This is a genomic window from Aeromonas sp. 82P (assembly GCF_051919365.1).
In the GTDB taxonomy this organism is placed as follows: domain Bacteria; phylum Pseudomonadota; class Gammaproteobacteria; order Enterobacterales; family Aeromonadaceae; genus Aeromonas; species Aeromonas veronii.
The window spans coordinates 329,686-353,900 of the sequence record NZ_JBQBEV010000001.1 but is presented as its reverse complement, the minus strand read 5'-3'; the positions used below and the strand labels follow the sequence as shown (position 1 = coordinate 353,900).

At 56.6% G+C, this 24,215-nt stretch carries 22 protein-coding genes and 1 pseudogene; 6 read left to right on the top strand and 17 right to left on the bottom strand.

Annotation, left to right across the window (positions count from 1 at the left end; all coding sequences use genetic code 11):
• Positions 1 to 23: 23 nt before the first annotated feature.
• The 12 genes from atpG to mioC all read right to left on the bottom strand — a co-directional run bounded on the left by atpG (position 24) and on the right by mioC (position 10,472).
• Entirely contained in the window at positions 24 to 890 is an 867-nt protein-coding gene (atpG, locus tag ACTG2S_RS01625) for a F0F1 ATP synthase subunit gamma (protein ID WP_005339343.1), read from the bottom strand.
• Positions 891 to 933: 43 nt separating this feature from the next.
• Positions 934 to 2,475, bottom strand: a complete 1,542-nt coding sequence (gene atpA / locus ACTG2S_RS01620) for a F0F1 ATP synthase subunit alpha (protein WP_005339342.1) — start codon at positions 2,473 to 2,475, stop codon at positions 934 to 936.
• Positions 2,476 to 2,490: 15 nt separating this feature from the next.
• A complete protein-coding gene (gene atpH / locus ACTG2S_RS01615; protein ID WP_274161036.1) occupies positions 2,491 to 3,024 on the bottom strand; it encodes a F0F1 ATP synthase subunit delta in 534 nt (177 codons plus the stop codon).
• Positions 3,025 to 3,037: 13 nt separating this feature from the next.
• Complete coding sequence (gene atpF, locus ACTG2S_RS01610; protein WP_005339336.1) at positions 3,038 to 3,508, bottom strand: F0F1 ATP synthase subunit B; 471 nt, start codon at positions 3,506 to 3,508, stop codon at positions 3,038 to 3,040.
• 54 nt (positions 3,509 to 3,562) lie between these two features.
• Positions 3,563 to 3,805, bottom strand: a complete 243-nt coding sequence (gene atpE, locus ACTG2S_RS01605; protein WP_005307205.1) for a F0F1 ATP synthase subunit C — start codon at positions 3,803 to 3,805, stop codon at positions 3,563 to 3,565.
• Positions 3,806 to 3,863: 58 nt separating this feature from the next.
• Positions 3,864 to 4,646: a F0F1 ATP synthase subunit A gene (gene atpB / locus ACTG2S_RS01600; RefSeq protein ID WP_005339335.1), complete on the bottom strand. Its 783-nt coding sequence runs from the start codon at positions 4,644 to 4,646 to the stop codon at positions 3,864 to 3,866.
• A gap of 8 nt (positions 4,647 to 4,654) precedes the next feature.
• Positions 4,655 to 5,065, bottom strand: coding sequence for an ATP synthase subunit I (locus ACTG2S_RS01595; RefSeq protein WP_019445506.1), 411 nt, complete (start codon positions 5,063 to 5,065; stop codon positions 4,655 to 4,657).
• A 190-nt stretch (positions 5,066 to 5,255) separates the two neighbouring features.
• On the bottom strand, positions 5,256 to 6,164 hold the full coding sequence (locus tag ACTG2S_RS01590) for a ParB/RepB/Spo0J family partition protein (RefSeq protein ID WP_005342343.1): 909 nt from the start codon (positions 6,162 to 6,164) through the stop codon (positions 5,256 to 5,258).
• The gene (locus tag ACTG2S_RS01585) at positions 6,161 to 6,964 is read right to left on the bottom strand and encodes a ParA family protein (protein WP_005342341.1); all 804 of its coding nucleotides are present in this window, start codon (positions 6,962 to 6,964) and stop codon (positions 6,161 to 6,163) included. Before ACTG2S_RS01585 ends, ACTG2S_RS01590 begins: the two co-directional genes overlap by 4 nt.
• Before the next feature lie 26 nt (positions 6,965 to 6,990).
• Entirely contained in the window at positions 6,991 to 7,617 is a 627-nt protein-coding gene (rsmG, locus tag ACTG2S_RS01580; protein ID WP_041202839.1) for a 16S rRNA (guanine(527)-N(7))-methyltransferase RsmG, read from the bottom strand.
• A gap of 8 nt (positions 7,618 to 7,625) precedes the next feature.
• The gene (gene mnmG / locus ACTG2S_RS01575) at positions 7,626 to 9,515 is read right to left on the bottom strand and encodes a tRNA uridine-5-carboxymethylaminomethyl(34) synthesis enzyme MnmG (RefSeq protein WP_120416009.1); all 1,890 of its coding nucleotides are present in this window, start codon (positions 9,513 to 9,515) and stop codon (positions 7,626 to 7,628) included.
• A 507-nt stretch (positions 9,516 to 10,022) separates the two neighbouring features.
• Complete coding sequence (mioC, locus tag ACTG2S_RS01570) at positions 10,023 to 10,472, bottom strand: FMN-binding protein MioC (RefSeq protein ID WP_033138545.1); 450 nt, start codon at positions 10,470 to 10,472, stop codon at positions 10,023 to 10,025.
• 396 nt (positions 10,473 to 10,868) lie between these two features.
• Here mioC and ACTG2S_RS01565 point away from each other — a divergent pair, with 396 nt between their 5' ends.
• The 5 genes from ACTG2S_RS01565 to fhuB all read left to right on the top strand — a co-directional run bounded on the left by ACTG2S_RS01565 (position 10,869) and on the right by fhuB (position 18,427).
• Entirely contained in the window at positions 10,869 to 12,992 is a 2,124-nt protein-coding gene (locus ACTG2S_RS01565) for a TonB-dependent siderophore receptor (protein WP_274161035.1), read from the top strand.
• 79 nt (positions 12,993 to 13,071) lie between these two features.
• Positions 13,072 to 14,718, top strand: a complete 1,647-nt coding sequence (locus ACTG2S_RS01560; RefSeq protein WP_274161034.1) for a multidrug ABC transporter permease/ATP-binding protein — start codon at positions 13,072 to 13,074, stop codon at positions 14,716 to 14,718.
• Positions 14,719 to 14,764: 46 nt separating this feature from the next.
• The gene (locus tag ACTG2S_RS01555; protein WP_151286442.1) at positions 14,765 to 15,529 is read left to right on the top strand and encodes an ATP-binding cassette domain-containing protein; all 765 of its coding nucleotides are present in this window, start codon (positions 14,765 to 14,767) and stop codon (positions 15,527 to 15,529) included.
• A gap of 34 nt (positions 15,530 to 15,563) precedes the next feature.
• A complete protein-coding gene (locus ACTG2S_RS01550) occupies positions 15,564 to 16,448 on the top strand; it encodes an ABC transporter substrate-binding protein (RefSeq protein ID WP_274161046.1) in 885 nt (294 codons plus the stop codon).
• The gene (fhuB, locus tag ACTG2S_RS01545; protein WP_439981902.1) at positions 16,445 to 18,427 is read left to right on the top strand and encodes a Fe(3+)-hydroxamate ABC transporter permease FhuB; all 1,983 of its coding nucleotides are present in this window, start codon (positions 16,445 to 16,447) and stop codon (positions 18,425 to 18,427) included. The genes ACTG2S_RS01550 and fhuB overlap by 4 nt, the downstream gene beginning before the upstream one ends.
• A gap of 420 nt (positions 18,428 to 18,847) precedes the next feature.
• Here the strand turns inward: fhuB and ACTG2S_RS01540 are convergent, their stop codons facing one another.
• From ACTG2S_RS01540 to mntA, 4 genes are all read right to left on the bottom strand, one after another.
• A complete protein-coding gene (locus tag ACTG2S_RS01540; RefSeq protein WP_019841146.1) occupies positions 18,848 to 20,167 on the bottom strand; it encodes a type II toxin-antitoxin system HipA family toxin in 1,320 nt (439 codons plus the stop codon).
• Entirely contained in the window at positions 20,167 to 20,421 is a 255-nt protein-coding gene (locus ACTG2S_RS01535) for a helix-turn-helix domain-containing protein (protein WP_017410478.1), read from the bottom strand. Before ACTG2S_RS01535 ends, ACTG2S_RS01540 begins: the two co-directional genes overlap by 1 nt.
• A gap of 168 nt (positions 20,422 to 20,589) precedes the next feature.
• The gene (hepT, locus tag ACTG2S_RS01530) at positions 20,590 to 21,018 is read right to left on the bottom strand and encodes a type VII toxin-antitoxin system HepT family RNase toxin (RefSeq protein WP_042013332.1); all 429 of its coding nucleotides are present in this window, start codon (positions 21,016 to 21,018) and stop codon (positions 20,590 to 20,592) included.
• A complete protein-coding gene (gene mntA, locus ACTG2S_RS01525) occupies positions 21,011 to 21,460 on the bottom strand; it encodes a type VII toxin-antitoxin system MntA family adenylyltransferase antitoxin (RefSeq protein ID WP_160836704.1) in 450 nt (149 codons plus the stop codon). The genes hepT and mntA overlap by 8 nt, the downstream gene beginning before the upstream one ends.
• A gap of 410 nt (positions 21,461 to 21,870) precedes the next feature.
• On the opposite strand from mntA, the gene ACTG2S_RS01520 reads away from it, so the two are divergent.
• Positions 21,871 to 22,530, top strand: coding sequence for a recombinase family protein (locus tag ACTG2S_RS01520; RefSeq protein WP_439981900.1), 660 nt, complete (start codon positions 21,871 to 21,873; stop codon positions 22,528 to 22,530).
• 710 nt (positions 22,531 to 23,240) lie between these two features.
• Here ACTG2S_RS01520 and ACTG2S_RS01515 read toward each other — a convergent pair.
• Positions 23,241 to 24,074 (bottom strand): annotated as a pseudogene (locus ACTG2S_RS01515) (IS21 family transposase).
• Positions 24,075 to 24,215: the final 141 nt, after the last annotated feature.

Genomic DNA, 24,215 nt, shown 5'->3' with positions numbered 1-24,215 from the left:
CTAAACCTTTGATAACCCTTGCCTTACACCGCAGCAGCACCGGATACGATCTCTGTCAGCTCCTGGGTAATACTGGCCTGACGGGCCTTGTTGTATACCAGTTGCAGATCGTTAATCAGGTTACCGGCGTTGTCAGTCGCGGCTTGCATGGCAACCATTCGGGCTGCCTGTTCACTTGCCAAGTTTTCCACTACACCCTGGTAAACCTGAGATTCGACATAGCGAACCAGCAGGGTATCCAGCAGCTTCTTGGGATCCGGCTCATAGAGGTAATCCCAGTGGTGTTTCTTGGCGAGCTTGCTGTCTTCAGTTACGGGCAAAGGCAGCAGTTGATCGACCCGTGGTTGCTGCACCATGGTGTTGACGAACTTGTTGTACACCAGATACAGCTTGTCAATCTCACCGTTGTCGTAAGCCTTCAGCATGACCTTGACTGAACCAATCAGGTCATTGACGCTCGGACTATCGCCCAGTCCTGCGACATGAGCTTTAACCTTGGCGCCGTGCCGTTCAAAGAAGTTGGAGGCCTTGTTACCGATCAGTGCCAGGTCAACCTTGGCACCTTTCGCGCTCCATTGCTTCATATCATTGAGGGCAGCCTTGAACAGGTTGATGTTCAGACCACCACACAGGCCACGGTCGGTGGAGACGACGATGTAACCCACTCGCTTGACCTCACGTTCGATGAGGTAGGGGTGCTTGTATTCCAAGTTCCCCTGAGCGATATGGCCGATCACCTTGCGCATGGTTTCAGCGTACGGACGGCTGGCAGACATGCGTTCCTGCGCACGGCGCATTTTGCTTGCTGCCACCATTTCCATAGCGCCGGTGATCTTCTGAGTGTTTTTCACACTCCCGATCTTGTTACGTATCTCTTTTGCGCCGGCCATCTCTTACTCTCCATCAAGTGGCAGCTCACGCTGCCACACACGCTTACCAGGTCTGGGTTGCTTTGAAGCTATCCAGCAACGCAGTCAGCTTGCCAACGATCGCGTCGTTGTAGTCGGCTTTGGCATTGATTTCAGCCATCAGCTCGGCATGCTGGGTATTGGCGTAAGAGAGCAGAGCGGCTTCGAAGTCGACGATCTTGTTCAGCTCGACATCGGAGAGATAGCCTTTCTCGGCGGCGAACAGCACCAGAGACTGGTGAGCCACGCTCAGCGGAGAGTACTGCTTCTGCTTCATCAGCTCGGTCACTTTCACACCGTGATCCAGCTGCTTGCGAGTCGCCTCGTCCAGATCGGAAGAGAACTGGGCGAATGCCGCCAGTTCGCGATACTGGGCCAGCGCGGTACGGATACCACCGGACAGCTTCTTGACGATCTTGGTCTGAGCAGCACCACCTACACGGGATACAGAGATACCCGGGTCAACCGCCGGACGAATACCGGAGTTGAACAGCTGTGAAGTCAGGAAGATCTGACCATCGGTGATGGAGATCACGTTGGTCGGAACGAACGCAGATACGTCACCCGCCTGGGTTTCGATGATTGGCAGTGCGGTCAAAGAACCGGTTTTGCCTTTCACTTCACCCTTGGTGAACTTCTCTACGTACTCGGCGTTAACGCGAGCAGCACGCTCCAGCAGACGGGAGTGCAGATAGAAAACGTCACCCGGGTAAGCTTCACGTCCTGGCGGACGGCGCAGCAGCAGGGAGATCTGGCGATAAGCTACGGCCTGCTTGGACAGGTCATCATAGATGATCAGCGCGTCTTCACCGCGGTCACGGAAGTACTCACCCATGGAGCAACCGGCATACGGAGCCAGGTACTGCAGAGCAGCCGCTTCGGAGGCAGAGGCAACCACCACGATGGTGTTGGCCAGGGCACCGTGCTCTTCCAGCTTGCGCACCACGTTGGCGATGGTGGAGGCCTTCTGGCCAATCGCAACGTAGACACACTTAATGCCGGAATCTTTCTGGTTGATGATGGTGTCGATCGCGATGGCGGTCTTACCAACCTGACGGTCACCGATGATCAGCTCACGCTGGCCACGACCGATAGGGATCATGGCATCGATGGCTTTCAGACCGGTCTGGACCGGCTGGTCAACAGACTTACGCTCGATAACGCCCGGTGCGATCACTTCGATCGGCGAGAAGCCATCGTTGTCGATCGGACCTTTACCGTCGATCGGCTGACCCAGGGTGTTCAACACCCGGCCCAACAGACCACGACCTACCGGCACTTCCAGAATGCGGCCAGTACCTTTTACTTTCATTCCTTCTGACAGACCGTCATAGGAACCCATAATCACCGCACCGACGGAGTCACGCTCCAGGTTCAATGCCAGAGCGTAGCGGTTGCCCGGCAGCTCGATCATCTCACCCTGCATGGCATCAGCCAGGCCGTGAATACGAATGATACCGTCGCTCACAGAGACGATAGTACCTTCGTTACGCGCTTCGCTCTTTACATCAAACTGCGCAATGCGCTGCTTGATCAGCTCGGCGATTTCAGTGGAATTCAGTTGCATGCTCTAATACCCCAATCAAGATTGCAGCGCGTCAGCCATGCGATCCAGCTTACCGCGGACTGTGCCGTCGATTACCAGATCACCGGCCTTGATGAGCACCCCGGCCATCAAGGACGCATCGATGCTGCAATTCAGCTTCACTTTGCGCGCGAGACGTTGTTCCAGAGAAGCCTGAATATTGGCTTTCTGCTGGTCGGTCAGTTCGATCGCCGAAATCACGTCAGCCTGAACCTCTTTATCCAGTTCAGCTTTGAACGCTACAAATTCAGCAACGACCGCCGGCAGCACACCCAAGCGACCATTCTCGGCCATCACCCGGATCAGGTTCTGGCCATGCACGTCGAGTTGCTCACCGCAGACACCGACAAACAGCGTTGCCAGCTCTTCGGCGGCCACAGAGCCGTTTACCAGGTCGTGCATGGTCTCGTTTTCCACTACTTGCGCAGCGAAACCGAGCATACCCAGCCACTGGTCAACCGCCTTGTGCTCAACGGCAAACTCGAAAGCAGCCTTGGCGTAGGGGCGAGCGATTGTAGTCAGTTCAGACATAGCCCCGTTCCCGTTACAGTTCTGCTACCAGTTTGTCGACGATGTCGCTGTTGGCAGCCTGGTCGATTTGACGCGCCAGGATCTTCTCTGCACCAGCAATGGCAAGAGCAGCAACCTGCTTACGCAGTTCTTCTTTGGCACGATGACGTTCAGCTTCGATCTCGGCACGGCCCTGAGCCAGGATTTTTTCCCGCTCAGACTGGGCACCAGCGGCAGCTTCATCAATGATCTGGGCTTTACGTTTGTTAGCCTGCTCAATGATTTCAGCAGCCTGCAGCTTGGCTTCTTTCAGCTGATCGGTGGCGTTGGCCTTGGCCAAATCCAGATCTTTCTTGGCACGTTCGGCAGAAGAGAGACCGTCAGCAATAGCTTTCTGACGGGCTTCGATGGCAGCAATCAGCGGCGGCCATACGTACTTCATGCAAAACACTACGAAGAAGAAAAAAGCAATTGCTTGGCCGAGGAGGGTGGCATTGATATTCACAGCCGATGTCCTCTTAAGTTAGTTAATGGGTTATGCCTAGAGAGTCGTAACGACTTAGCCAGCAACCGCAAACATCACGTACAGACCCAGACCAACGGCGATCATCGGGATCGCATCCACCAGACCCATTACGATGAAGAACTGGGTACGCAGAACAGGGATCAGATCCGGTTGACGAGCAGCACCTTCCAGGAACTTGCCACCCAGGATACCGATACCGATGGAAGCGCCGATAGCAGCCAGACCCATCATCATTGCAGCAGCGATGTACAGCAGGTCCATGTTCAAGTTTTCCATGAGGATCTCCAGTTATTTAGATGTAATTGATTGTATAAAAAGGATTATTTGAGTTGCATCAACCATGGTCTTCCTGCGCCATCGACAGATAGACGATGGTCAGAACCATGAAAATGAATGCCTGCAAAGTGATGATCAGGATGTGGAAAATTGCCCAAGGCACGGACAGGATCCACTGTGACCACCAGGGTAACAAACCAGCAATCAGGATAAAGATCAGTTCGCCAGCATACATGTTGCCGAACAGTCGAAGACCCAGAGAAACAGGTTTGGAAATCAGCGTAACAGTTTCCAGGATGAGGTTAACCGGGATGGCCGCCGGGTGGTTGAAAGGCTGAAGCGTCAGCTCCTTCACAAACCCGCCGATACCCTTGACCTTGATGCTGTAATACAGGATCAAGAAGAACACGCCCAAAGCCATGGACATGGTGATGTTAACGTCAGCAGAGGGAACCACACGCAGATAGGGAATACCCATCAATTGTGCAGCGTGAGGGATAAAGTCAACGGGGATCAGATCCATGAAGTTCATCAGGAAGATCCACACAAACACCGTCAGCCCCAAAGGTGCGATGACCTTGTTGCGACCGTGAAAGATGTCTTTGACGTTACCATTCACAAACTCGACCAGCATCTCCACAAAGCACTGCAGCTTACCCGGCACCCCGCTGGTAGCGTTAACGGCTACTTTGCGGAACAGCAGGATAAACAGGGCGCCTAGCACGACGGAAAATACCATTGAGTCGATATTGACCGTCCAGAACCCGGACCCGACTTGAAGGTGGGTCAGGTGGTGGGAGATATATCCCTGAGGAGTCAGGACTTCTCCGGTTGCAGACATGAGTTTTCCTAATAGTGGTTGTTAAGCGTGAATGAAACCATCCACTGTACAACGAGGGCGAGGATATAAGTGGCGAAAAACGAGACGGTAACGACCTCGACTCCCGCACCAAACATCAGGGCGAATAGACCTGTTGTAGAAATGAGCTTAATCCCTGCCCCACCATAAAAGTCCCGCAAAACCAGGCCCACACTCTCGGTTGTCACCTTGCGGCGCAGCACCCAGACAGTAAACAAGGCTTGAGGAACCCAGTACATCCCCCCTCCGTAGAGGGCGGAATAACCGGCGCTGGCACCAGTCAGGTAAAACCAGACGGCACTCATCGCCAGGATCAGGATGAGCTGACAAACGAGCATAACCAAGGCCAGTGTCAAACCTTCCAAGGCTATTTTCTGCTTCACCAACCTACCCCTGAACATTACAGAACTGTAAAAAATCGGGATCCGAAGACCCCATGTTAACAGCTCTTAAAGCCGGTCAAATTATACCCTTGAGGGCAGCTATTGCAATATGACAAAAATCCTTAATTTTTGCGGCTTTCCGCGGCAAATCAGGGTTATGGTCATATCAAAAGGAATGGATGTTTTATTACTACAAAAAGCGTAAAAATCACGATTCCGACACGCCAAAATAGCCCAATATACGGTCCAAATCGGACAAATTCTCGTAACTTATTACTAACTTCCCGCTATCCCGCTTGCCAGGCTGAAGTTGCACCTGATTGCCAATTTTTTCTGCCAGTTGGCGCTCCAGGTAGCCGATCTGCGGATCACGGGCCGGTTCGACCCTGGCTTTTGCCGGTTCGAGCGCTTTTTGCACCAGCTTCTCGGTATCGCGTACGGTCAGCCCCTTCTGGGCAACCAGCTTGGCCAGTTCAGACTGGGCCTGGCCGCTCAGTGCCAGCAGGGCACGGGCATGGCCCATATCGAGGTCACCATGCTCGACGAAACGCTTCACGTCATCGTTGAGCTGGTTGAGGCGCAGCAGGTTGGTCACCGTGGTGCGGGACTTGCCCACCGCCTCGGCCACCTGCTGGTGGGTGAGTTCAAATTCGGTCAGCAGTCTTTGTAAAGCGACCGCCTCTTCGATGGCATTGAGGTCTTCCCGTTGAATATTCTCAATCAGCGCGATGGCGACGGCAGCCTCGTCGGGTACATCCTTGACGATGCAGGGCACCACCTCAAGCCGCGCCAGCTGGGACGCGCGCCAGCGCCGTTCACCGGCGATGATTTCGAAGGATTGTTCGCCGAGAGGGCGTACCACGATGGGCTGGATCACCCCCTGGGCGCGGATGGAGTTGGCAAGCTCTTCCAGTGCATCCTGGGACATATCCTTGCGGGGCTGGTACTTGCCGGACTGCAACCACTCCACCGGCAGCTTGCGCAGCTCGCCCTGATTGGTGGGGGCCATGGCCTCTTCAGTACGTTGATCGCTCATCACCTGTTTCTGGCGGGCAGCCGTGCTGGTACTGAGCAGGGCATCCAGCCCCTTGCCCAGTCCACGTTTTTTCGGAGTCATATGCTCTCTCGGTCTGCGATGGTCGCCTGACGTTCCTGCTCCTGGCGGCGCAGGATCTCGCCAGCCAGTGCCAGGTAGGCCTTGGCGCCCACCGATGATTTGTCATAGTGCATGGCCGGGGCACCGAAACTCGGGGCCTCAGCCAGTCTAACGTTGCGGGGAATGATGGTGCGGTAGACTTTGTCGCCAAAGTGCTGTTTTAGCTGATCGGACACATCATTGGCCAGCCGGTTGCGGTGATCGAACATGGTGCGCAGCACCCCTTCGATCTTGAGATCCGGATTGACCACAGCGGCCAGCTTGCTGATGGTGTCGACCAGGGCGGTGAGCCCCTCCAGCGCGTAATATTCGCACTGCATGGGCACCAGCACGGAGTCGGCGGCGGCCATGGCGTTCACGGTCAGCATGTTGAGAGAGGGCGGGCAGTCGATGAAGACGTAGTCGTATTTGTCCCGCACCGAAGCCAGCGCATTGCGCAGGCGGATTTCGCGGGCGAAAAATTCCATCAGACGGATTTCGGCCGCGGTCACGTCGGCATTGGCGGCGATCAGGTGATAACCCCCGGTAGTTTCGGGGATGATCACTTCGCTGATGGGGGCATCCTCGATCAGCAACTCATAAGCGGTGCGCTCGACGTCATACTTGTCGACACCGCTGCCCATGGTGGCATTGCCCTGCGGATCCAGATCGATCACCAGCACCTTGCGCCGGGTGGCAGCCATGGAGGCGGCCAGATTCACACAGGTGGTGGTTTTACCCACTCCACCCTTCTGGTTGGCTATGGCGATGACTTTTCCCACACGATCCCCTAAATGAAACTGCGACCCTATTCGGGCTGGATATGTTTGAATTCCAGCAGATGACGTTCGCCTTCCAGCTCCGGCACCCGCAACTCATGACAGGCTACCAGACGGATATTGGCAGGCAACTGGGCCAGCTCCTGCTCGGGATATTGTCCCTTGAGTGCCAGGAAGCAGCCCTGTTCTGACGGCAGGTGGTGACACCAGCTCAGCATGTCCTCCAGCGAGGCAAATGCCCGACTCAGTACACCATCAAATCCCACCTCGGGTTGATACTCTTCAACCCGGGATTTGACCGGCGTCACATTGGTCAGCCCCAGCTCCTGGATCACCTGACGGATGAAGTTGATCCGCTTGCCCAGACTGTCGAGCAGGACGAACTGCTTGTCCGGATTGATGATCGCCAGCGGCAATCCCGGCAGGCCAGGACCTGTCCCCACGTCGATGAAGCGCTCACCGTGCAAGTGGGGGCTTACCACCAGGCTATCGAGGATATGCTTGACCAGCATGGCGTCCGGATCTCGCACCGAGGTGAGATTGTAAGCCTTGTTCCACTTGTGCAGCAACTCGACCAACTGCACCAGTTGGCTCTTTTGGGTATCGGTGATAACAATTCCGGCCTGCATGAGCAGGCCGTTCAATCTTTCCAACATGGGATTCCTCAGGCGGTTTTACGCAGCAAGCCGTGTTTTTTCAGGTGAACCAGCAGGATGGAGATGGCCGCCGGGGTGATGCCGGAGATGCGGGAAGCCTGACCAATGGTCTGCGGTTTGGCATCGTTCAGCTTGGCTTTCACCTCGTTGGAGAGGCCATTCACATCGCGATAGTCCAGATCCAGCGGCAGCAAGGTGTTCTCGTTGCGCAGCTGCTTCTCCACTTCATCGTGCTGACGCTCGATGTAACCGGCGTACTTGATCTGGATCTCAACCTGTTCGGCCGCGGCAGGATCGGTCACGGAGGGGCCGACACCTTCGATGGCCATCAGCGCATCATAGGTCACCTCGGGGCGACGCAGCAGCTCTTCCAGACTCTGTTCGCGGGTCAGCGGGGTGTTGACCAGGGCGTTGACCGCTTCCAGTGACGGATGTTGCGGGTGGATCCAGGTTGAACGCATGCGCTGACGCTCCAGCTCGACCTGTTCCATCTTGGCGTTGAATTTGCTCCAGCGCTCGTCATCCACCAGACCCAGCTCGCGACCGATGGCTGTCAGGCGGATATCGGCGTTGTCTTCCCGCAGCAGCAGGCGATATTCGGCGCGGCTGGTGAACATGCGGTAAGGCTCGCGGGTCCCCAGGGTGGAGAGATCATCCATCATCACGCCCATGTAGGCCTGATCCCGACGCGGGTTCCAGGGATCCTTGTCCTGGGCACGCAGTGCCGCGTTCAGGCCGGCCATCAGGCCTTGTGCCGCCGCCTCTTCGTAACCGGTCGTGCCGTTGATCTGGCCAGCGAAGAACAGGTTTGGAATGCACTTGCTCTCCATGTTGGCCTTGAGATCCCGCGGATCGAAGAAATCGTACTCGATGGCATAGCCGGGGCGGGTGATGTGGGCGTTCTCGAAGCCGCGCACGGAACGGACGATCTGCACCTGCACGTCAAACGGCAGGCTGGTGGAGATCCCGTTCGGATAGAGTTCGTGGGTGGTCAGGCCTTCCGGTTCGACGAAGATCTGGTGCGCCGTCTTGTCGGCGAAACGGGTGATCTTGTCTTCGATCGACGGGCAGTAGCGCGGGCCGATCCCCTCGATCACCCCGGCGTACATGGGGCTGCGATCCAGGTTATTGCGGATCACTTCGTGGGTACGCTCGTTGGTGTGGGTGACGTAGCAAGGCACCTGACGGGGATGCTGGCTGGCATCGCCGATAAACGAGAAGACGGGGCGCGGATCGTCGCCATGCTGTTCCTGCATGACGGAGAAATCGACGCTGCGGGCATCAATGCGCGGCGGTGTGCCAGTCTTGAGACGATCGATGCGCAGCGGCAGTTCACGCAGGCGCTGGGCCAGGGCGATCGAGGGAGGATCCCCGGCACGGCCGCCCTTGTAGTTTTCCATTCCGATGTGGATCAAACCGTTCAGGAAGGTACCGACCGTCAGCACCACAGTCTTGCCACTGATGCGGATCCCGCTCTGGGTGACCACACCGGCAACACGATCCCCGTCCATGATCAGATCGTCACAGGCCTGCTGGAAGATCTTCAGGTTCGGGTAGTTCTCCAGCATCTGGCGAACGACAGCCTTGTAGAGCAGGCGATCCGCCTGGGCACGAGTGGCTCGCACTGCTGGGCCCTTGGAGGAGTTGAGGGTGCGGAACTGGATCCCGCCAAGATCAATGGCACGCGCCATGATCCCGCCGAGTGCGTCAACTTCCCTGACCAGGTGTCCCTTGCCGATCCCGCCGATCGCCGGATTACAGGACATGTGTCCCAGCGTATCGATATTGTGGGTCAGCAACAGGGTGTTCATGCCCATACGGGCTGCCGCTGTTGCTGCTTCGGTTCCGGCATGACCGCCACCGACGACGATCACATCAAATTGTTCATGGTATTGCATTGGGATCACCTTGATCTGCACGCCTGAAGATCTTTATTTGCCTGGGCTAAAGGGCGGAACATTCTATCTGTTTCGCGTCCTGAGGGGAACGTCTACTTAACGTTCAGTATGAAGAGAGGATCCACTAATTAGATCTTAAGGATCTTTAGATCGATCTTTTACTGGATCTCTTATTAGGATCCGCCCTTTCTGTTGATAAGCACTTTTTGATCATAAAGATCATTAATTTAAGGACGATCCTAGCTTGTGGAAAAGCTTGGATCCTGGCCCGGTGAACGAGGGGATAACCAGGGCTTTTATACACAGAGGTCTGTCGGTCTGGATCTAATACATGGATAACTATAGGTTTTGCAGAGCTTTACACCGTAGTTATGCACATTACCCCTGGGCGTTGTGGGTAACCTTGTAGAACAACTCCCCCGGATCAATCTGTTAATAACATGGTGGATAGTCGATCTGGGGATAAGTGGGGAGATCAAGCTTTTTTCAGGATCTCCCGTACGCTGATCAGGCGATCATCGTCATCCAGTCGCGGATCCACACTTCTGCGGCATCTTCGGGGATCTCGTGTTGGGTCACATCAATGTCGAGTCGCTCGCCGATCCGGCTGGCACCGCACTCGGCCAGCAGCCGATCCAGCGTCTTGCCACCCTGGCAAAAGGTGTCATAACTGCTGTCGCCAAGGGCGATCACGCCATATTTCAATGAATTAAGATCCGGATGCTGCTCGGCAAGATCCTTGGCGAAGGGTTGCAGGTTGTCGGGCACATCCCCGGCACCATGGGTGGAAGTGACCACCAGCAGGATGGATCCCGCATCATCCAGCACCTCTGCCAGCTTGGCCGGGTTGTGGATCCGGGTCTGGTGGCCAGCCTGTTCCAGCAGGTTGGCGACGTGGTCTGCGACATATTCGGCGGCGCCCAGCATGGAGCCGACGACGAGATTGAGTTTGGCCATGGAATGGATCCTGATTTCAGACAAAGAAACGGAAAGCCGGATTCTACCGCCAAAGGGTGTGGATAAATATGGATAAAGCTTGGGGATAATGGATCCAGTCAGATAATGCCACCGGATCCATCCTGCTGATCTTTTTTCTGCTTCTTTATATTCCTCTCCATTTTCTTCTCCGCTCATAGCTCTCCTGATGGCTCCCATCTCCCGCGGAATCCTGCCTACGATGCAGTCAGATAACAATGTAGATGCAAATGATTAGCAATTATTGAATCGATTCGATCACGGCTCCTGTAGTAGGATTGCGCTGCTTTATTCGCCCATGGAACAGGGTGATGTCGTGACAAACGACCACAAATAACAATTAAAACAACATAACTCATTGATAAACGAGACTTTAATATGATTGCGCAAAAATACACTACAGGACCCGGCAAGAAGGGCGCCTTCGGCGTGCTTTCGCTCTCCGGTTTGCTCGTCTCCCTGCCGCTGATGGCCGAACAAACCACAGCTGAGCTGCCCAAAGCCAGCGAAACCATGGTGGTGACAGGTACGGCTATGAAGGTGGAAGTGCCGATGGCCGAGACCCCTCGCGCCGTCTCCGTGGTTAATCGCGAGGAGCTGGATCAGCACGCCGTGTTGCAGCTGGATGAAGCGATTCGCTACCGTTCCGGTGTATTGACCGGCCTCTATGGCTCAGACAACAACACCGACTGGTTCAAGGTGCGTGGCTTCGATGCTGCTTCCTATCTCGATGGAAGCATCCTGTTTGGCTCTGGTTACTATCTTTGGACGCCGGAACCGTTCGGCCTAGAGAGTCTGGAAGTGCTGAAGGGGCCCGCTTCAATGCTTTATGGCGTAGCGCCTCCGGGCGGGGTGATCAATGCCATCAGCAAGCGACCGACCGCCACGCCGCAAGGGCTGGTGGATCTGCAACTGGGCAGCCGGGATCATCGTCAGGTCGGGGTGGATGTCTCTGACTCGCTCTCCGACAGCAGCCGCTACCGCATGGTTGCTCTTTATAAAGAGCGTGATGGCGTGCTTACCGGCACTTACAACGATCGCGTCTATCTGGCGCCCAGCTTCACCTTCGATCTTTCGGATCGTACCAGCCTGACCCTGCTGGCCAGCTTCCTGCACGACGAAGGAGTCCCGACCAACGGCTTCTTCCCGGTCTATGGCACCCTGAATACGTCAGGTGGCCAGATTGATCCCTCCACCAACCTGAGCCAGCCGGATTACGATCGCAACCGCAACACCCAGCTCTCCACCGGTTATGAGTTGGCCCACCAGCTCAACCAGAGCTGGGAGTTCAAGCAGAAGGTTCGGTTCAACTATAACGATCTGCTGCTGCGCCAGACCTATATCTATCCTTGGGCTGCCTGGCCCGCGACACCTGATGAAAATATGCCGGTTCGTGGCCGTGGCATGATCTATCGGGATGGCAATACCAAGAGTGCCACTATGGATAATCAGATGGTGGGCTACTGGAACACCGACAGCACCGAGCAGACCCTGCTGCTTGGGGTGGATCTGCAGCGTCATGTCAACAAGGGGATGGAAGCGGATTCATGGATGGGAACCATAGACACCCAGAACCCGGATTACAGCGGCTTCTCTGGATTTGATGAGTCAACGGCCACTTACCAAAAAACAACCATGGCTCAAGAGGGGATCTATGCCCAGCATCAGATCCGTTGGGACGATCGCTGGTTGCTGACAGGAGGTGGTCGCTTTGACTATGTCGAGACCCATAACATCAGCAAAACATATGATAGAGATGAAAAGCAGTACGATCATGCGCTATCCCTTTCCGGCAGCTTGATGTATCTGGCCGACAACGGCATCTCGCCATATCTTGCTTATTCTGAGTCGTTCTTGATGTTGCCCGGGATCGATCCGAATACCAAAACTTCATATAAATCCCGTGAGGGAAAATTGTATGAAGCAGGCGTCAAATATGCGCCTGCCTTCCTCGACGGTTACATCAATCTGGCGCTGTTCGATCTGGAGCAAAGTAACGCTCTGGTTTCCAGTGGCTCAGGCCAGCAGACCCAAGCTGGCGAGATGACCTCTCAGGGGATTGAGCTGGAAGGGAGCGTGCAGGTGACCGATGCGCTGCGTCTGACCGCTGCTTATACCTACACCGATGCCAAAACCAACGACACCGGCAGTGGCGATCGCCGTGCCAGCCTGATCCCTCGCCACCAGGCCTCCTTCTGGGGCAACTACAAGGTGCAGCAAGGGGTGGCTTCGGGTCTGGAGCTGGGTACCGGTGTACGTTATATCGGTTCCAGCGTGGGTATTGGCGCCGTGAATGCGGACTACACCCCCATCTACGGCTCTGCCGAGGTGCCGGCCCATACCGTCTGGGATGCGATGATCGGGTATGACTTCGCCAAGAACTGGCGCGCCCAGCTCAACGTCAACAACCTGCTGGGTGAAACCTACGTGGCCAGTTGTGACTATTACTGCTACTACGGCGAGCCGCGCAGCGTAGTGGGCAGCATCAACTACCGCTGGTAATCGAAGTCGGGCGGGAACCGGATTCCCGCCCTTCTTTTCACCCGCAGTTGTTCTGATCTCTCTGGAATACCGGTCCGTTATGGAACTCTTGTCTCTGGTTTATCGTCAATATCGTTGGCCCTTTATCGCCATTACCCTGCTCAGTCTGCTCAGTGCAGTCAGCGGGATTGGCGTCATTGCTTTTATCAATCAGTCTCTTATCGAATCTATAGGTGATCCGCTGCCGATCCTCGGTCAGCTGGTCGGCCTGATTGTGCTGCTGCTGGTGATCACACTCGGATCTCAGCTGGCCCTGACCACTCTCGGTCACCATTTTGTCTACCGGTTGCGTGGCCGTCTGCTCAAGCAACTGTTGGATACCGATGTCGCCCGCATCCGCCAGATTGGTCAGGGGCCACTGCTGGCCTCCCTCTCCAGCGATATCGGCCAGATTACCATCGCCTTCGTGCGCCTGCCGGAGCTGGTGCAGGGGCTGGTACTCACGCTGGGCTCAGCCCTCTACCTTGGCTGGCTCTCTCCGGCCCTGCTCGGGGTGACCGCCCTCTGGGTCACCGTCATCATGGTGGTGGGCTGGTTGCTGGTGAACCGTGTTTATCGCCATCTCTCCCACATGCGTCAGGCCGAAGATCGGCTCTATCAGAACTATCAGGCCATCATCGCTGGCAGCAAGGAGCTGGCGCTCAACCGCGAGCGGGCTCACTTCGTCTATCACCAGCTCTATGAGCAAAATGCCGGTGACTACCGCCAGCAGATCATTCGCGCCGACACCTATCACCTGAGCGCGGTGAACTGGTCGAATATCATGATGCTGGGGGCCATCGGTCTGGTCTTCTTTCTGGCCAACAGCCTTGGCTGGGCCAACACCAATGTGGCTGCTACCTTTGCGCTGACCTTGCTGTTCCTGCGCACCCCGCTGTTGCAGGGGATTGGCGCCCTGCCGACCCTGCTTGCCGCTCAGGTGGCGTTCGACAAGATTGCTGCCCTCAATCTGGCCGAGCCGGATGCGGACTTCCCGCTGCCGCCCGCCATTCGCTCCTGGCAGCGTATCGAGCTGGAGCAGGTGAGCTTTCACTATCAGGGGGAGGGCGGCTTTGCCGTTGGCCCCATCGATCTGGTCATCGAAAAGGGGGAGCAGATCTTCATCATCGGTGGCAATGGATCCGGCAAGTCGACGCTGGCCATGCTGCTGACCGGCCTTTACCAGCCGGTATCGGGCCGGATCCTGCTGGATGGTGAGCCGGTCTCTGATCGCAACGGCTATCTGGCGCTCTTCTCCGCCATCTTCACCGACTATCACCTGTTCCAGCACCTGCTGGGGCCGGAACCCAAAGATGAGCTGGTGGCCGAGTGGCTGGGGCGGTTGCAGATGGGCAGCAAGCTCACCATCGAGGATGGCTTTATCGCCGATATCGATCTCTCCCAAGGGCAGCGCAAGCGGGTCGCCCTGCTACTGGCGTTGGCCGAGCAGCGCGAAGTGATGCTGTTTGACGAGTGGGCTGCGGATCAGGATCCCCAGTTCCGCCGCATCTTCTATCAGGTGCTGCTGCCTCGCCTCAAGGAGATGGGCAAGACGGTAATTGCCATCAGTCACGATGATCACTATTTCCCGCTGGCCGATCGCCTGCTGGAGATGCGTCAGGGCCAGCTCACCGAACTGACCGGGGCACGCCGCGCCGAAGTGAGCCGTGATGCGATCGCCCATCTGGATTGCGAGGTGCCAGCTTGATGCCGGCACCGATGAGACTGGCGGCAAGCCAGCACAGGAATTGCTTATGTTTGAGATGAAATCAGCCAGCTTCACGGTCAATGACCGCACGCTGCTGCACCCCACCGACCTGCGTTTCGAGCAGGGACAGGTCTATGGCCTCATCGGCCACAATGGGTCGGGTAAATCGACCCTGCTCAAGCTGCTGGCACGCCAGCAACCTCTCAGCGACGGCGAGATCCTGTTCGATGGCAAGCCGCTGCCCGACTGGGGCAATCGGGAGTTTGCCCGTCAGGTGGCCTATCTGCCCCAGCATCTGCCGAGCGCCGAGAATCTGCTCGGGCGGGAGCTGGTGGAGATGGGCCGCTATCCCTGGCGTGGCCTGCTGGGCCGGATGGGGGCGGAGGATCACCGTCAGGTCGATCGGGCCATCGCCCTTACCCATACCGAACGCTTTGCCGATCGGCTGGTGGATACCCTCTCCGGCGGTGAGCGGGGGCGGGTCTGGCTGGCGATGCTGCTGGCCCAAGAGAGCCGCTTCATCCTGCTGGACGAGCCGCTGGCCGCGCTGGATGTGGCCCATCAGGTGGAGGTGCTGACCCTGGTCAGACAGCTCAGTCGCCAGCTCAACCTCGGGGTCATCATCGTCATTCACGACATCAATATGGCCTCCCGTTTCTGCGATCGGCTGGTGGCGCTCCATTCCGGCCGCCTGCTTACCCACGGCGAACCTGAAGGGCTCATGACCAGCGAGACCCTGCACGCCATCTATGGCATTCCGATGGAGGTGATTCGCCACCCGGCTCATGCTCATCCCATCGCCATCGTCTGACCGGGGGACTCTCTTGAACCGTTTATTGAAGAAGATGGCTCCCTGCCTTATCAGCCTGTTGTTACCACTTGTGGCGCAGGCCGACACATCCTCGATCGCTTCTGCGCCGCTACCCCGTATCGCCACCGTCGACTGGACCATCGCCGAGACCCTGCTGGCACTCGGGGTGACGCCGCTGGCCGTTGGGGATGCAGGCCCCTATCAGGCATGGGTCGGCGAGCCACTGCTACCTGCCGGAGTGGTGGATATCGGCCTGCGCACCCAGCCCAACCGTGAGCTGCTGGCGGAGCTCAAACCCGATCGTATCCTCATCTCGCCGCTGGCGGCCCCGCTGGTGCCAACTCTTTCCCGCATCGCGCCGGTGAGCACCATCGCCCTCTATGATGGGCAAACCGATCTGTGGCAGCGGCTGCACGAGGTGACCCTGACTCTCGCCCGTATGGTGGGCAAAACCGCCGAGGGCGAACGGCTGCTGGCCGGGCTGGATCGGGATCTCGCCAGTATGCAGGCCGGATTGCCTGCGGATCTGCCGCCCCTGCTGGTGGTGCAGTTTATCGATGAGCGCCATGTGCGGGTGTTTGGTCGCCACAGCCTGTTCGATGCGGTGATGACGCGGCTCGGGCTGCAAAATGGCTGGCAGGAGCAGACCAATGACTGGGGTTTCTCGGTGGTCAGCATCGAGCAGTTTATGACCTTGCCAACCGCGCGGCTGGTGGTGGTCGATCCCATCCCGGTAGGGGTGAGCGAACGGCTGCAGGAGCCTGGGCTGTGGCAGCATCTGCCGCTGGTACGGCAGGCGCCCGTGCTGCATCTGCCTGCGGTCTGGAGTTTTGGCGGCGTATTGGCCGCCCGCCGTTTCGCCGGTCTGCTCAGCGATGCATTGTTGCAAGATGCCGAGCGTATGGAGGCTAGCCGATGAAGCGACTGCTCACATCGCCGCTGCTGCGGCCGGTCTCGATCTTGCTGGGGTTGACCCTCTTGCTCGCGTATTGGGAGCTGGCTCGCCAGCTGCCCGGTGCGCTCTGGTGGCAGAGCCTCTTCACCCCCAATCTGGATGATGTCAGCCAAGCGGTGGTGCATTTCAGCTGGCTGCCCCGCTTGGCTGTCACCCTGTTGGCCGGGGCGGCGCTCGGGCTGGCGGGCACCCTGATGCAGCAGGTGCTGCGCAACCCGCTCGCGTCACCGACCACCTTGGGGGTGGCCTCCGGTGCCCAACTGGCGTTGATGATGGTGACCCTGTTTGCCCCCTCCTGGTTGCTGTTGGGGCGGGAGTGGATCGCCATGGCCGGTGGCAGCCTTGCGATGGCACTGGTGTTTGCCCTGGCCTGGCGTCGTCAGCTCAATCCGGTGGTCATCGTCTTTGCCGGGCTGGTGATCAACCTCTATCTGGCGGCCATCAGCATGGGGCTCTTGCTGTTCTTTCAGGAGGAGCTGAAAGGTTTGCTGGTGTGGGGCTGTGGCTCGCTAGTGCAGAACAGCTGGAGCGGGGTGAGTTACCTGTTGCCTCGCCTGCTGGCAGCCGCTGCGCTGGCCGCGGTACTGGTGCGCCCGCTGGCAGTGCTGGAGCTGGATGATGCCAGCGCCCGCAGTCTGGGGGTCTCCCTGCAGCATCTGCGTTTTGCCGGACTGGGGCTGGCGGTGTTTGTCACCGCTTGCGTGGTGAGCGTGGTGGGGCTGATCGGCTTTATCGGGTTGGCGGCGCCCGCCATGGTGCGGTTGCTCGGGATCCGCCAGCTCGGCCAGCGCCTGTTGTGGGCTCCGATCCTCGGCGCCCTGCTGCTGGCGGCGACCGATTTGCTGCTGCAGAGCCTGAGCCGCTTCTGGCCAGTCTTGATCCCCACCGGCGCCATGACTGCCCTGCTGGGGGCGCCGCTGCTGCTCTGGCTGATCCCGCGCCTTGGCATCAAGTCGGGTGCGCCGAAGGCAAACGCCGGCCTGCTGGTGGCCCTCCACCCGGCGCCGGCTCGCCTTATTGGCCTGTTGCTGGTCGGGCTGCTGCTGGCCGTGGTCGCCTCCCTGCTGGTTGGACAGGGGATGACGGGCTGGAGCTGGCCAAGCTGGCTGCGCTGGCAGGCCCAACTGGAGTGGCGGTTGCCGCGCACTCTGGCGGCTGGGGCGGCTGGTGTGCTGCTGGCGCTGGCGGGCACCCTGTTGCAGCGGGTCAGCAACAATCCTATGGCGAGCCCGGAGCTGCTGGGGGTGAGCGGCGGCACCTTTATGGGGGTGATAGCTACGGCGCTGTTGCTGCCTGCATTGCCCCTGCCGCTGATGCTGGTCGGTGGCCTGCTCGGTGCCTTCGGCTGCCTGTTGCTGCTGGTGGTGGTCAATCGCAAGCACGGCTTCCAGCCGGAGCGGATCCTGCTCTCAGGTATTGCCATCACGGCACTGTTCGAGCCGTTGCAGGCCATCGCGCTGGCCAACGGCGACATGCGGGTGCAGCAACTGCTCTCCTGGATGTCCGGCTCCACCTACTACGTCACCCTGCCGGTGGCCTATGGGCTGGTGGGGCTGGCGCTGTTGATGCTGGCCGCCTGCCTGCTGGTGAGCCGCTGGCTCGATCTGCTGCCGATGGGAAGTGCTGTAGCGACCGCGCTGGGCATTCGCCTCAACCGTGCCCAGCTCGCCATCCTGCTGCTGGTGGCCGTGCTCACCGCCAGCGCCACCCTGGTGGTGGGGCCGCTCTCGTTCGTCGGTCTGTTGGCACCACATATGGCCAAGCTGATGGGGTTGGTGCGGGCACGCTGGCACCTGCTTGGGGCCGCCGCTTCCGGCGCCCTGTTGATGGTATCGGCGGACTGGGTCGGCCAGCAGATCCTCTTCCCGCAGGAAGTGCCGGTTGGGCTGGTATCCACCTTGTTAGGGGGCGCTTACTTCATGTGGTGCCTGCGTCGCCTCTAGGTTTGCGGACAAAAAACGCACAATAAAAAGCCCGGGATGAACCCGGGCTTTTTATTGTCTGTCGTGCGGCGTTACTTGCCGATGCAGAATGTAAATAATCTATTATCTTCAATATTTTAGTGACTTTTCGGGGGCCGCTTGGGGTAAAAGTAACTAAAACAGCATATTGAGAGGCCGCTCACGGGTTTCTGCTATCGTGCAGCGTTCCCACATAGTCCATTCTCGATCGTGCAGCCTTCCCATATGAATCAACGTGATGCCACCACACGCACTTAAAACCGTTTTTTAGGTGAGTTTTGAACATATTTTGAACCGACTGTAGCACCGTCCGGAACCTGGAAAGCCGCTTTACTCTTCGAACCGTGCAAGTTTCCCATAGGTAGTTTGGCTAACCGTGCAGTCATCCCACATACCGCCATTTTAATCCCAGCCCTTTATCAGCCTGGCTGAGCGGGCTTTTAGGCCCTCTAGAATGGTGCTGCTGATGGTATCGGGGAAGCCTGCTGGCAATTGCTGTGTAACGCGCTCAATAACATCATCAACGGAGTTGGCCAGTTCTGTCAGGATCTCTTCCATAGCAGAACGCTCAAATCCCACAGCTTTCGCCGTTTGGAAGAAATGACGCGGGAATATCTGCTCAATGGCGTACTTCTTTCCCTTGCTGCTTGCTAGGCCCATAGCGAGCTTGGCGTCCCTTCGGTTGAGGCCTCGGCCGCCAAATACTGGATAGACAGATAGGATGTCGTAAAAAGGGGTCAGGCGAAAACGCCCTTCCGGCTCAATAAAGACCGAGAAGTTTTTTGCATGGCCATCGGTGGCCGCCAGCAGCCAGAACAGGACCTGAGATTTCATGAATAGGTAGCGATCCTGTTCTGGTGTCGCAGAGCCCAGCAAGGTTTTCATGATGTCAGTGATTCCCGGTCCTCCATGGTTCTCGTATTTCCGTGCTGACGGAACATTCAATACCTGACAGAAATCTTCTTGGGGAAGGCGCATGATCCAACTGCGATCGGCAGCGTAACGTCTGTCGAAGCGTTCCACAGCCAGTGCTTTGACCTGGCCAACCTGCATCATGAAGCAGTGAGGTACGGGTAGACCAAACTCCTTGGCAATCAGAGTGCAGAGATATTCGTTTTCTACGCTCTGGGAGAGGTCTATCGAGTAGGAGTGGCTTTCAATCTTGCCGATAGGGAGTTTGATAATGTGGGTTGTCGGCGTTGCGTTGAGTGGCAAGTACCAACGGTCATCGAGATAGAGCAGCGCAGTCTTTTCTTGCGCCCCGGCGATAGAGATCCGGAACTCCTCTTGCTCTCTGACCATCCCCAAAGGGATTCCTGATTTGTAGCTGGTCAGGATCTGCTCGAGCTCGTCATCGGAAAGTGCTTTGTAGTCGATTCGCCTGACATCTGGAACGTCGTGCCCTTCGGTAACCAGCTGTAATGCCCCTACGCTATCTTGGCCAATGCAACTGAGCAGATCGAAGGGCTGGGTTGATGCCGCTTGATAGCGTGCTACAACCCTGTTTCTCACCTCCGTATTATCTGGCAGCAGGTTGTCGAAGAAGTTATAGGTTTCATCGCCCCGGTAGGCCTGATGGCGTAATGGCATGGAGAGTGAGATCGGACGGCTGCCCGGTTGTGCTAGCCATGACTCATGGTACTGAAACTGATGGGCGCCGCTGGTAGTTTTGGTGAATGTGCCTACCCGATAGCCGTTCATGTAGACAGCCAGATTGGCCATTACCACTCCTCCTTCCAGCCCGATGCCGGACTCTCGGATGACTCATTGCGGGGTTTGATATCCACTGACAATTCGAGCGCTGCGAGGATCTTGAACAGGGTTTCCAGCTTGGTGGACTCAGGATTGAGCTCGAAGCTGGAGACTGTGTCTTGCCTAATCCCCACTTTCTCGGCCACTTTGCCTTGAGAGAGCTTTTGAGAAAGCCTGGCATCCTTGATACAGGCGCTCAGCTGCTTGGCGCTGGTTACTTTCATGATTCGACAACCTGGTAGCGTGCCTTCTTCCAATTTACACGCTATGGCAGGTATATCAATGTTTACCTGTTATAGGAGGTAAATATAACTTACACGCTATAGGCGGTATTTAACACTTATCCCCTATAGCGGGTAAGAGACGGTAAACGGAGATATGACGTCGAAGTTTCAATCAATATGGGCAGCCAACCAGTCGAGACCTTGCTCTGCAAACGTGAACAGCTGGTCGCTATAGCCTTGAGCAATGACGCTACGGATGATCTCGGGGTCAATATTCAGATAGTCGTGCACCAGCGCATTGCGAAGGCCAATGATCTTGCGCCAGCCGATTAAGGTGTCGGGGGATAGCTCACCACGCTGGGCCAGGATTTCGAATGCCTGATAGGCATCCTGTGGGGTATGACTTGCCAATGCTTTAGCCCAGTGCTTTGCCACGCCAATACACGCTTCGATAGACACTTGTAGAGTTCGCTCAGCTGCGCGGTACTCCAGATTGGAAAGCGCCCGCAGCGCCAGAATAGCCCGTATCTCTGACAGCTCGGCCTTATAGCGCGAGAGGCTGATACGTAAAGCTCCTATATAGGCGTTATCACTCATCTTTACTCCACTCCTCAGAATGATGTTTGCTGATATAGGCTTGGCGATGGGGATAACCAAGTTCCATCTGCGACATTATCCGCGCCTCCTCTTGCAAACGCCGCCCCTCATCACGGCTATAGAGAGGACGATTTGCATCTACTACCGCAAAAGCCAACGGAATCGGGGCCTGATTGATATCGACGACCGAAAGTTTCCCCTCTGCCAACCCCAGGGCACGTTGCCACTCCAGCGCGAGCAGTTCAGGGCGCAAGCGGTTTTCCAGTGCAGTACCCAGTGGTCCACTCTGTTTGATTGGATCAAAGGCCACCGCCAGATCCCAGTCGCTGGCAGGACCTGCAGTTCCCTTGGCACGGGAGCCGTAAAGCCAAAGCACCTGCACTTGGGGGTTGCTGTTGGCGAGGGTAATCAGCTGGTGAATAACATCGCTGTCGGGTTTCATATTGGTACGGCCATTTGGTCGTTTGAGACAGAGTTCTGGTTAGTATGGTGCCACATGGTTGGGCTTTTGTACGTAACTTCCAGTAGCCTGCCGCGCTGCGCTTGGCTGCTGGCTTGTTCGGTGAGTCGAAAAGATGACTCACCTCAAAGCCCAGCTTCTGTAGATTTCCTCCTTTGGCATCCCATTCAGCAGATCAGGAATGGTGAGCAACGTCGCTTAAATACTCAAATACAACTCAAAAGCGACTTGGTGATGACGGATCACATTTAAAGTTTGTGCTGTCAGATCAAAAGGCTATCGAAAGGTTGTGTTTCGAGCGTCATGTAGTGGTTCTAAAAAGGTATACCCCATAAAAACCACTTAATACCCTCTCGAAAATCATATTGAAACCATTTATATTGAACTAATAATTGGGAACCAATTTAAACAGACCGATGGGGGTTTCAATGTTCATAAGGGCGTATTTACGTGCATCGACAGTGGAACAGGATGCTGAGCGGGCACGAGAGCTGCTGATTGGTTTTGCTGCTGAGCATGGCCATCAGATTGCCAGTTTCTATGTAGAGAATGAGTCGGGGGCGACGCTGGACAGGCCTGAGCTTATGCGGCTGATCCGTGACGCTGCAGATCGTGACATTGTGCTGGTAGAACAGATTGATCGTCTGGCTCGCCTCAATCAGACGGATTGGCAAACACTGAAGCAATTGCTTGCGCAGAAACAGCTCTCCATCGTTTCTCCTGAGCTTCCTACTTCCTGGGTGGCGTTACAGGGGGACAGCCGCTCCGAGTTCACCAGCGCCATCTTGCAGGCTGTAAATGGCATGCTGCTGGATATGCTCGCAGCAGTAGCTCGCAAAGACTATGAAGATCGCAGACGCAGGCAACAGCAGGGTATTGCCAAGGCCAGGGATGAGGGGAAATACCGTGGTCGCCAGAAAGATGAGAAGAAGCGTCAGCACATCACACAGTTATTGAGCACCGGACACAGCTACTCGGTGATCCAGGAGATGTTGGGTTGCTCCCGCCATCTGATTTCGTGCGTGGCAAAAGAGGTCCGTTCAGCAAAATAGCGGGTCATTTATCCGAAGCACCCATACGACGCTTTTCGATATACAGCCATGCGGCAAAGGCGCCAAAGCCTATCAGGAATGCAAACAAGATGCTCAGGATGACGATGCTGTTCATGGTTATGAGCTCGTAATTAGGTGATCGTGTGACAAAATTCCATATCACCATGGACTCTGCTCAGGAAAAAATCAACAACGTACTGAAAGTATTGAATTTTGTTCGCTCGCGTCAAACATGGTTGCGTGGAATCACGCAGAATGTGTAGCCATGGAATGAACACTGTCATTCCCAACCAATTCCCGTCCAGTTTCTTTCCACATAACTATCTATCTGGAAAAGTGGTGCGAATTTTCCACATAGTGGAATGCCTGCTCAGAACGAGTTATGTGGAATCCTGATCGAAGATTTCCTATCTATCTGGAAACTTCGTGCCGTTTTTCTCTCTGGAATGTTGGCCATCTTGTTTGAAGGGGGTGAGATACCTTGGTGTGCTGGAATTGATGGGGGCGGATTCTTATCTATCTGGAATATTGCTCCCCCAAATTCGGACTGCATCTCATGCTGTTTCAGGATCCTTATAGGCTCGAGGAGAGGGTTAGCTTTACAGGTTTTGTCTACGCCGCCCGAAAACTGACCCACTCTGGCTAATTTCGCCGATTCACTTCTAGGCGCAGCGTCTGGCTCAAGGCCATCAGGCGTTCATGCTGCAAGTTCATTCGTTCACCTCCAGCTGCGCCTGATATACCGATCGCGGATGCTGCAAGCTCTCCAGCGGCATGGGGCGCGCCGTGGCCGTGGTGCAGGGACTGACGAGCAGCACCTGTGACAGGGGGAGAAAATGATGCAGCTCATGCTGTAATCGGATCGGATAGCCGGGGCTTCACCGGTGGTGCCATGACTACGCTAGTTGGCGATGTCTTGCAGCCTGGGACCGATATGGGCGTTGGCGGTTGACACATCCAGCGCCAGCCCTGCCTTGTTGAGGGTGGTAGCCTGTGGTGTGACAAAACTGCGCTTGAGGTAGCCCTAGAAACGCTCGACCTTGCCTTTGGTCTGGGTCCAGTAGGGATGGCTGACGCGGGGGCGAAAACCGAGCTCTTCGGCCAGGGCGAGCAGGGCCGGGTGCCAACGATAGTCGCCGTCACCATAGGCATCCCGCTTGCGGATAATGGTGAAATCGACCTGCATCTGTTTACCGGGGGAGGGCAAAACGGACGATGGTGCCTAGAGCATCATGGTGCTGAGGTGATACCAGGTTGAGCTGGGAGAGCCCACCAGTGTAACCACGCTCTCGCAGTTCCCTGAGCAGCATCGTCGCCGGAATCCCGTATGGTTTCGCAGCCTGGATACGCGCTTGCAGATAGGGTTTGAAGGGGGCGATCTTGGTTGGGCGAGCTGCTCGGCTGGGATAGATTGGCAGGCCCAGGTTACGCAGATACTTGCGCTCCGTGTTACTGGACACCCGCAATTGCTGGGCGATAGCCCGGATGCTCATGCCCTGACGGGCCAACACTCTGATTTCCACTGATAACTCCTGGGTCAAAATGGGGGCAGCTCAAAAGCCACGATCTTGGCCCAGGTGGGTCAACTTTACTCCGGCGTTAGTGGGGCATTTTTACATCGGCGGTGATAAGGTTTATCGATTGCATCAAGTAAAAATGAGCAAGCAGGGAAGTATGTGTACTCC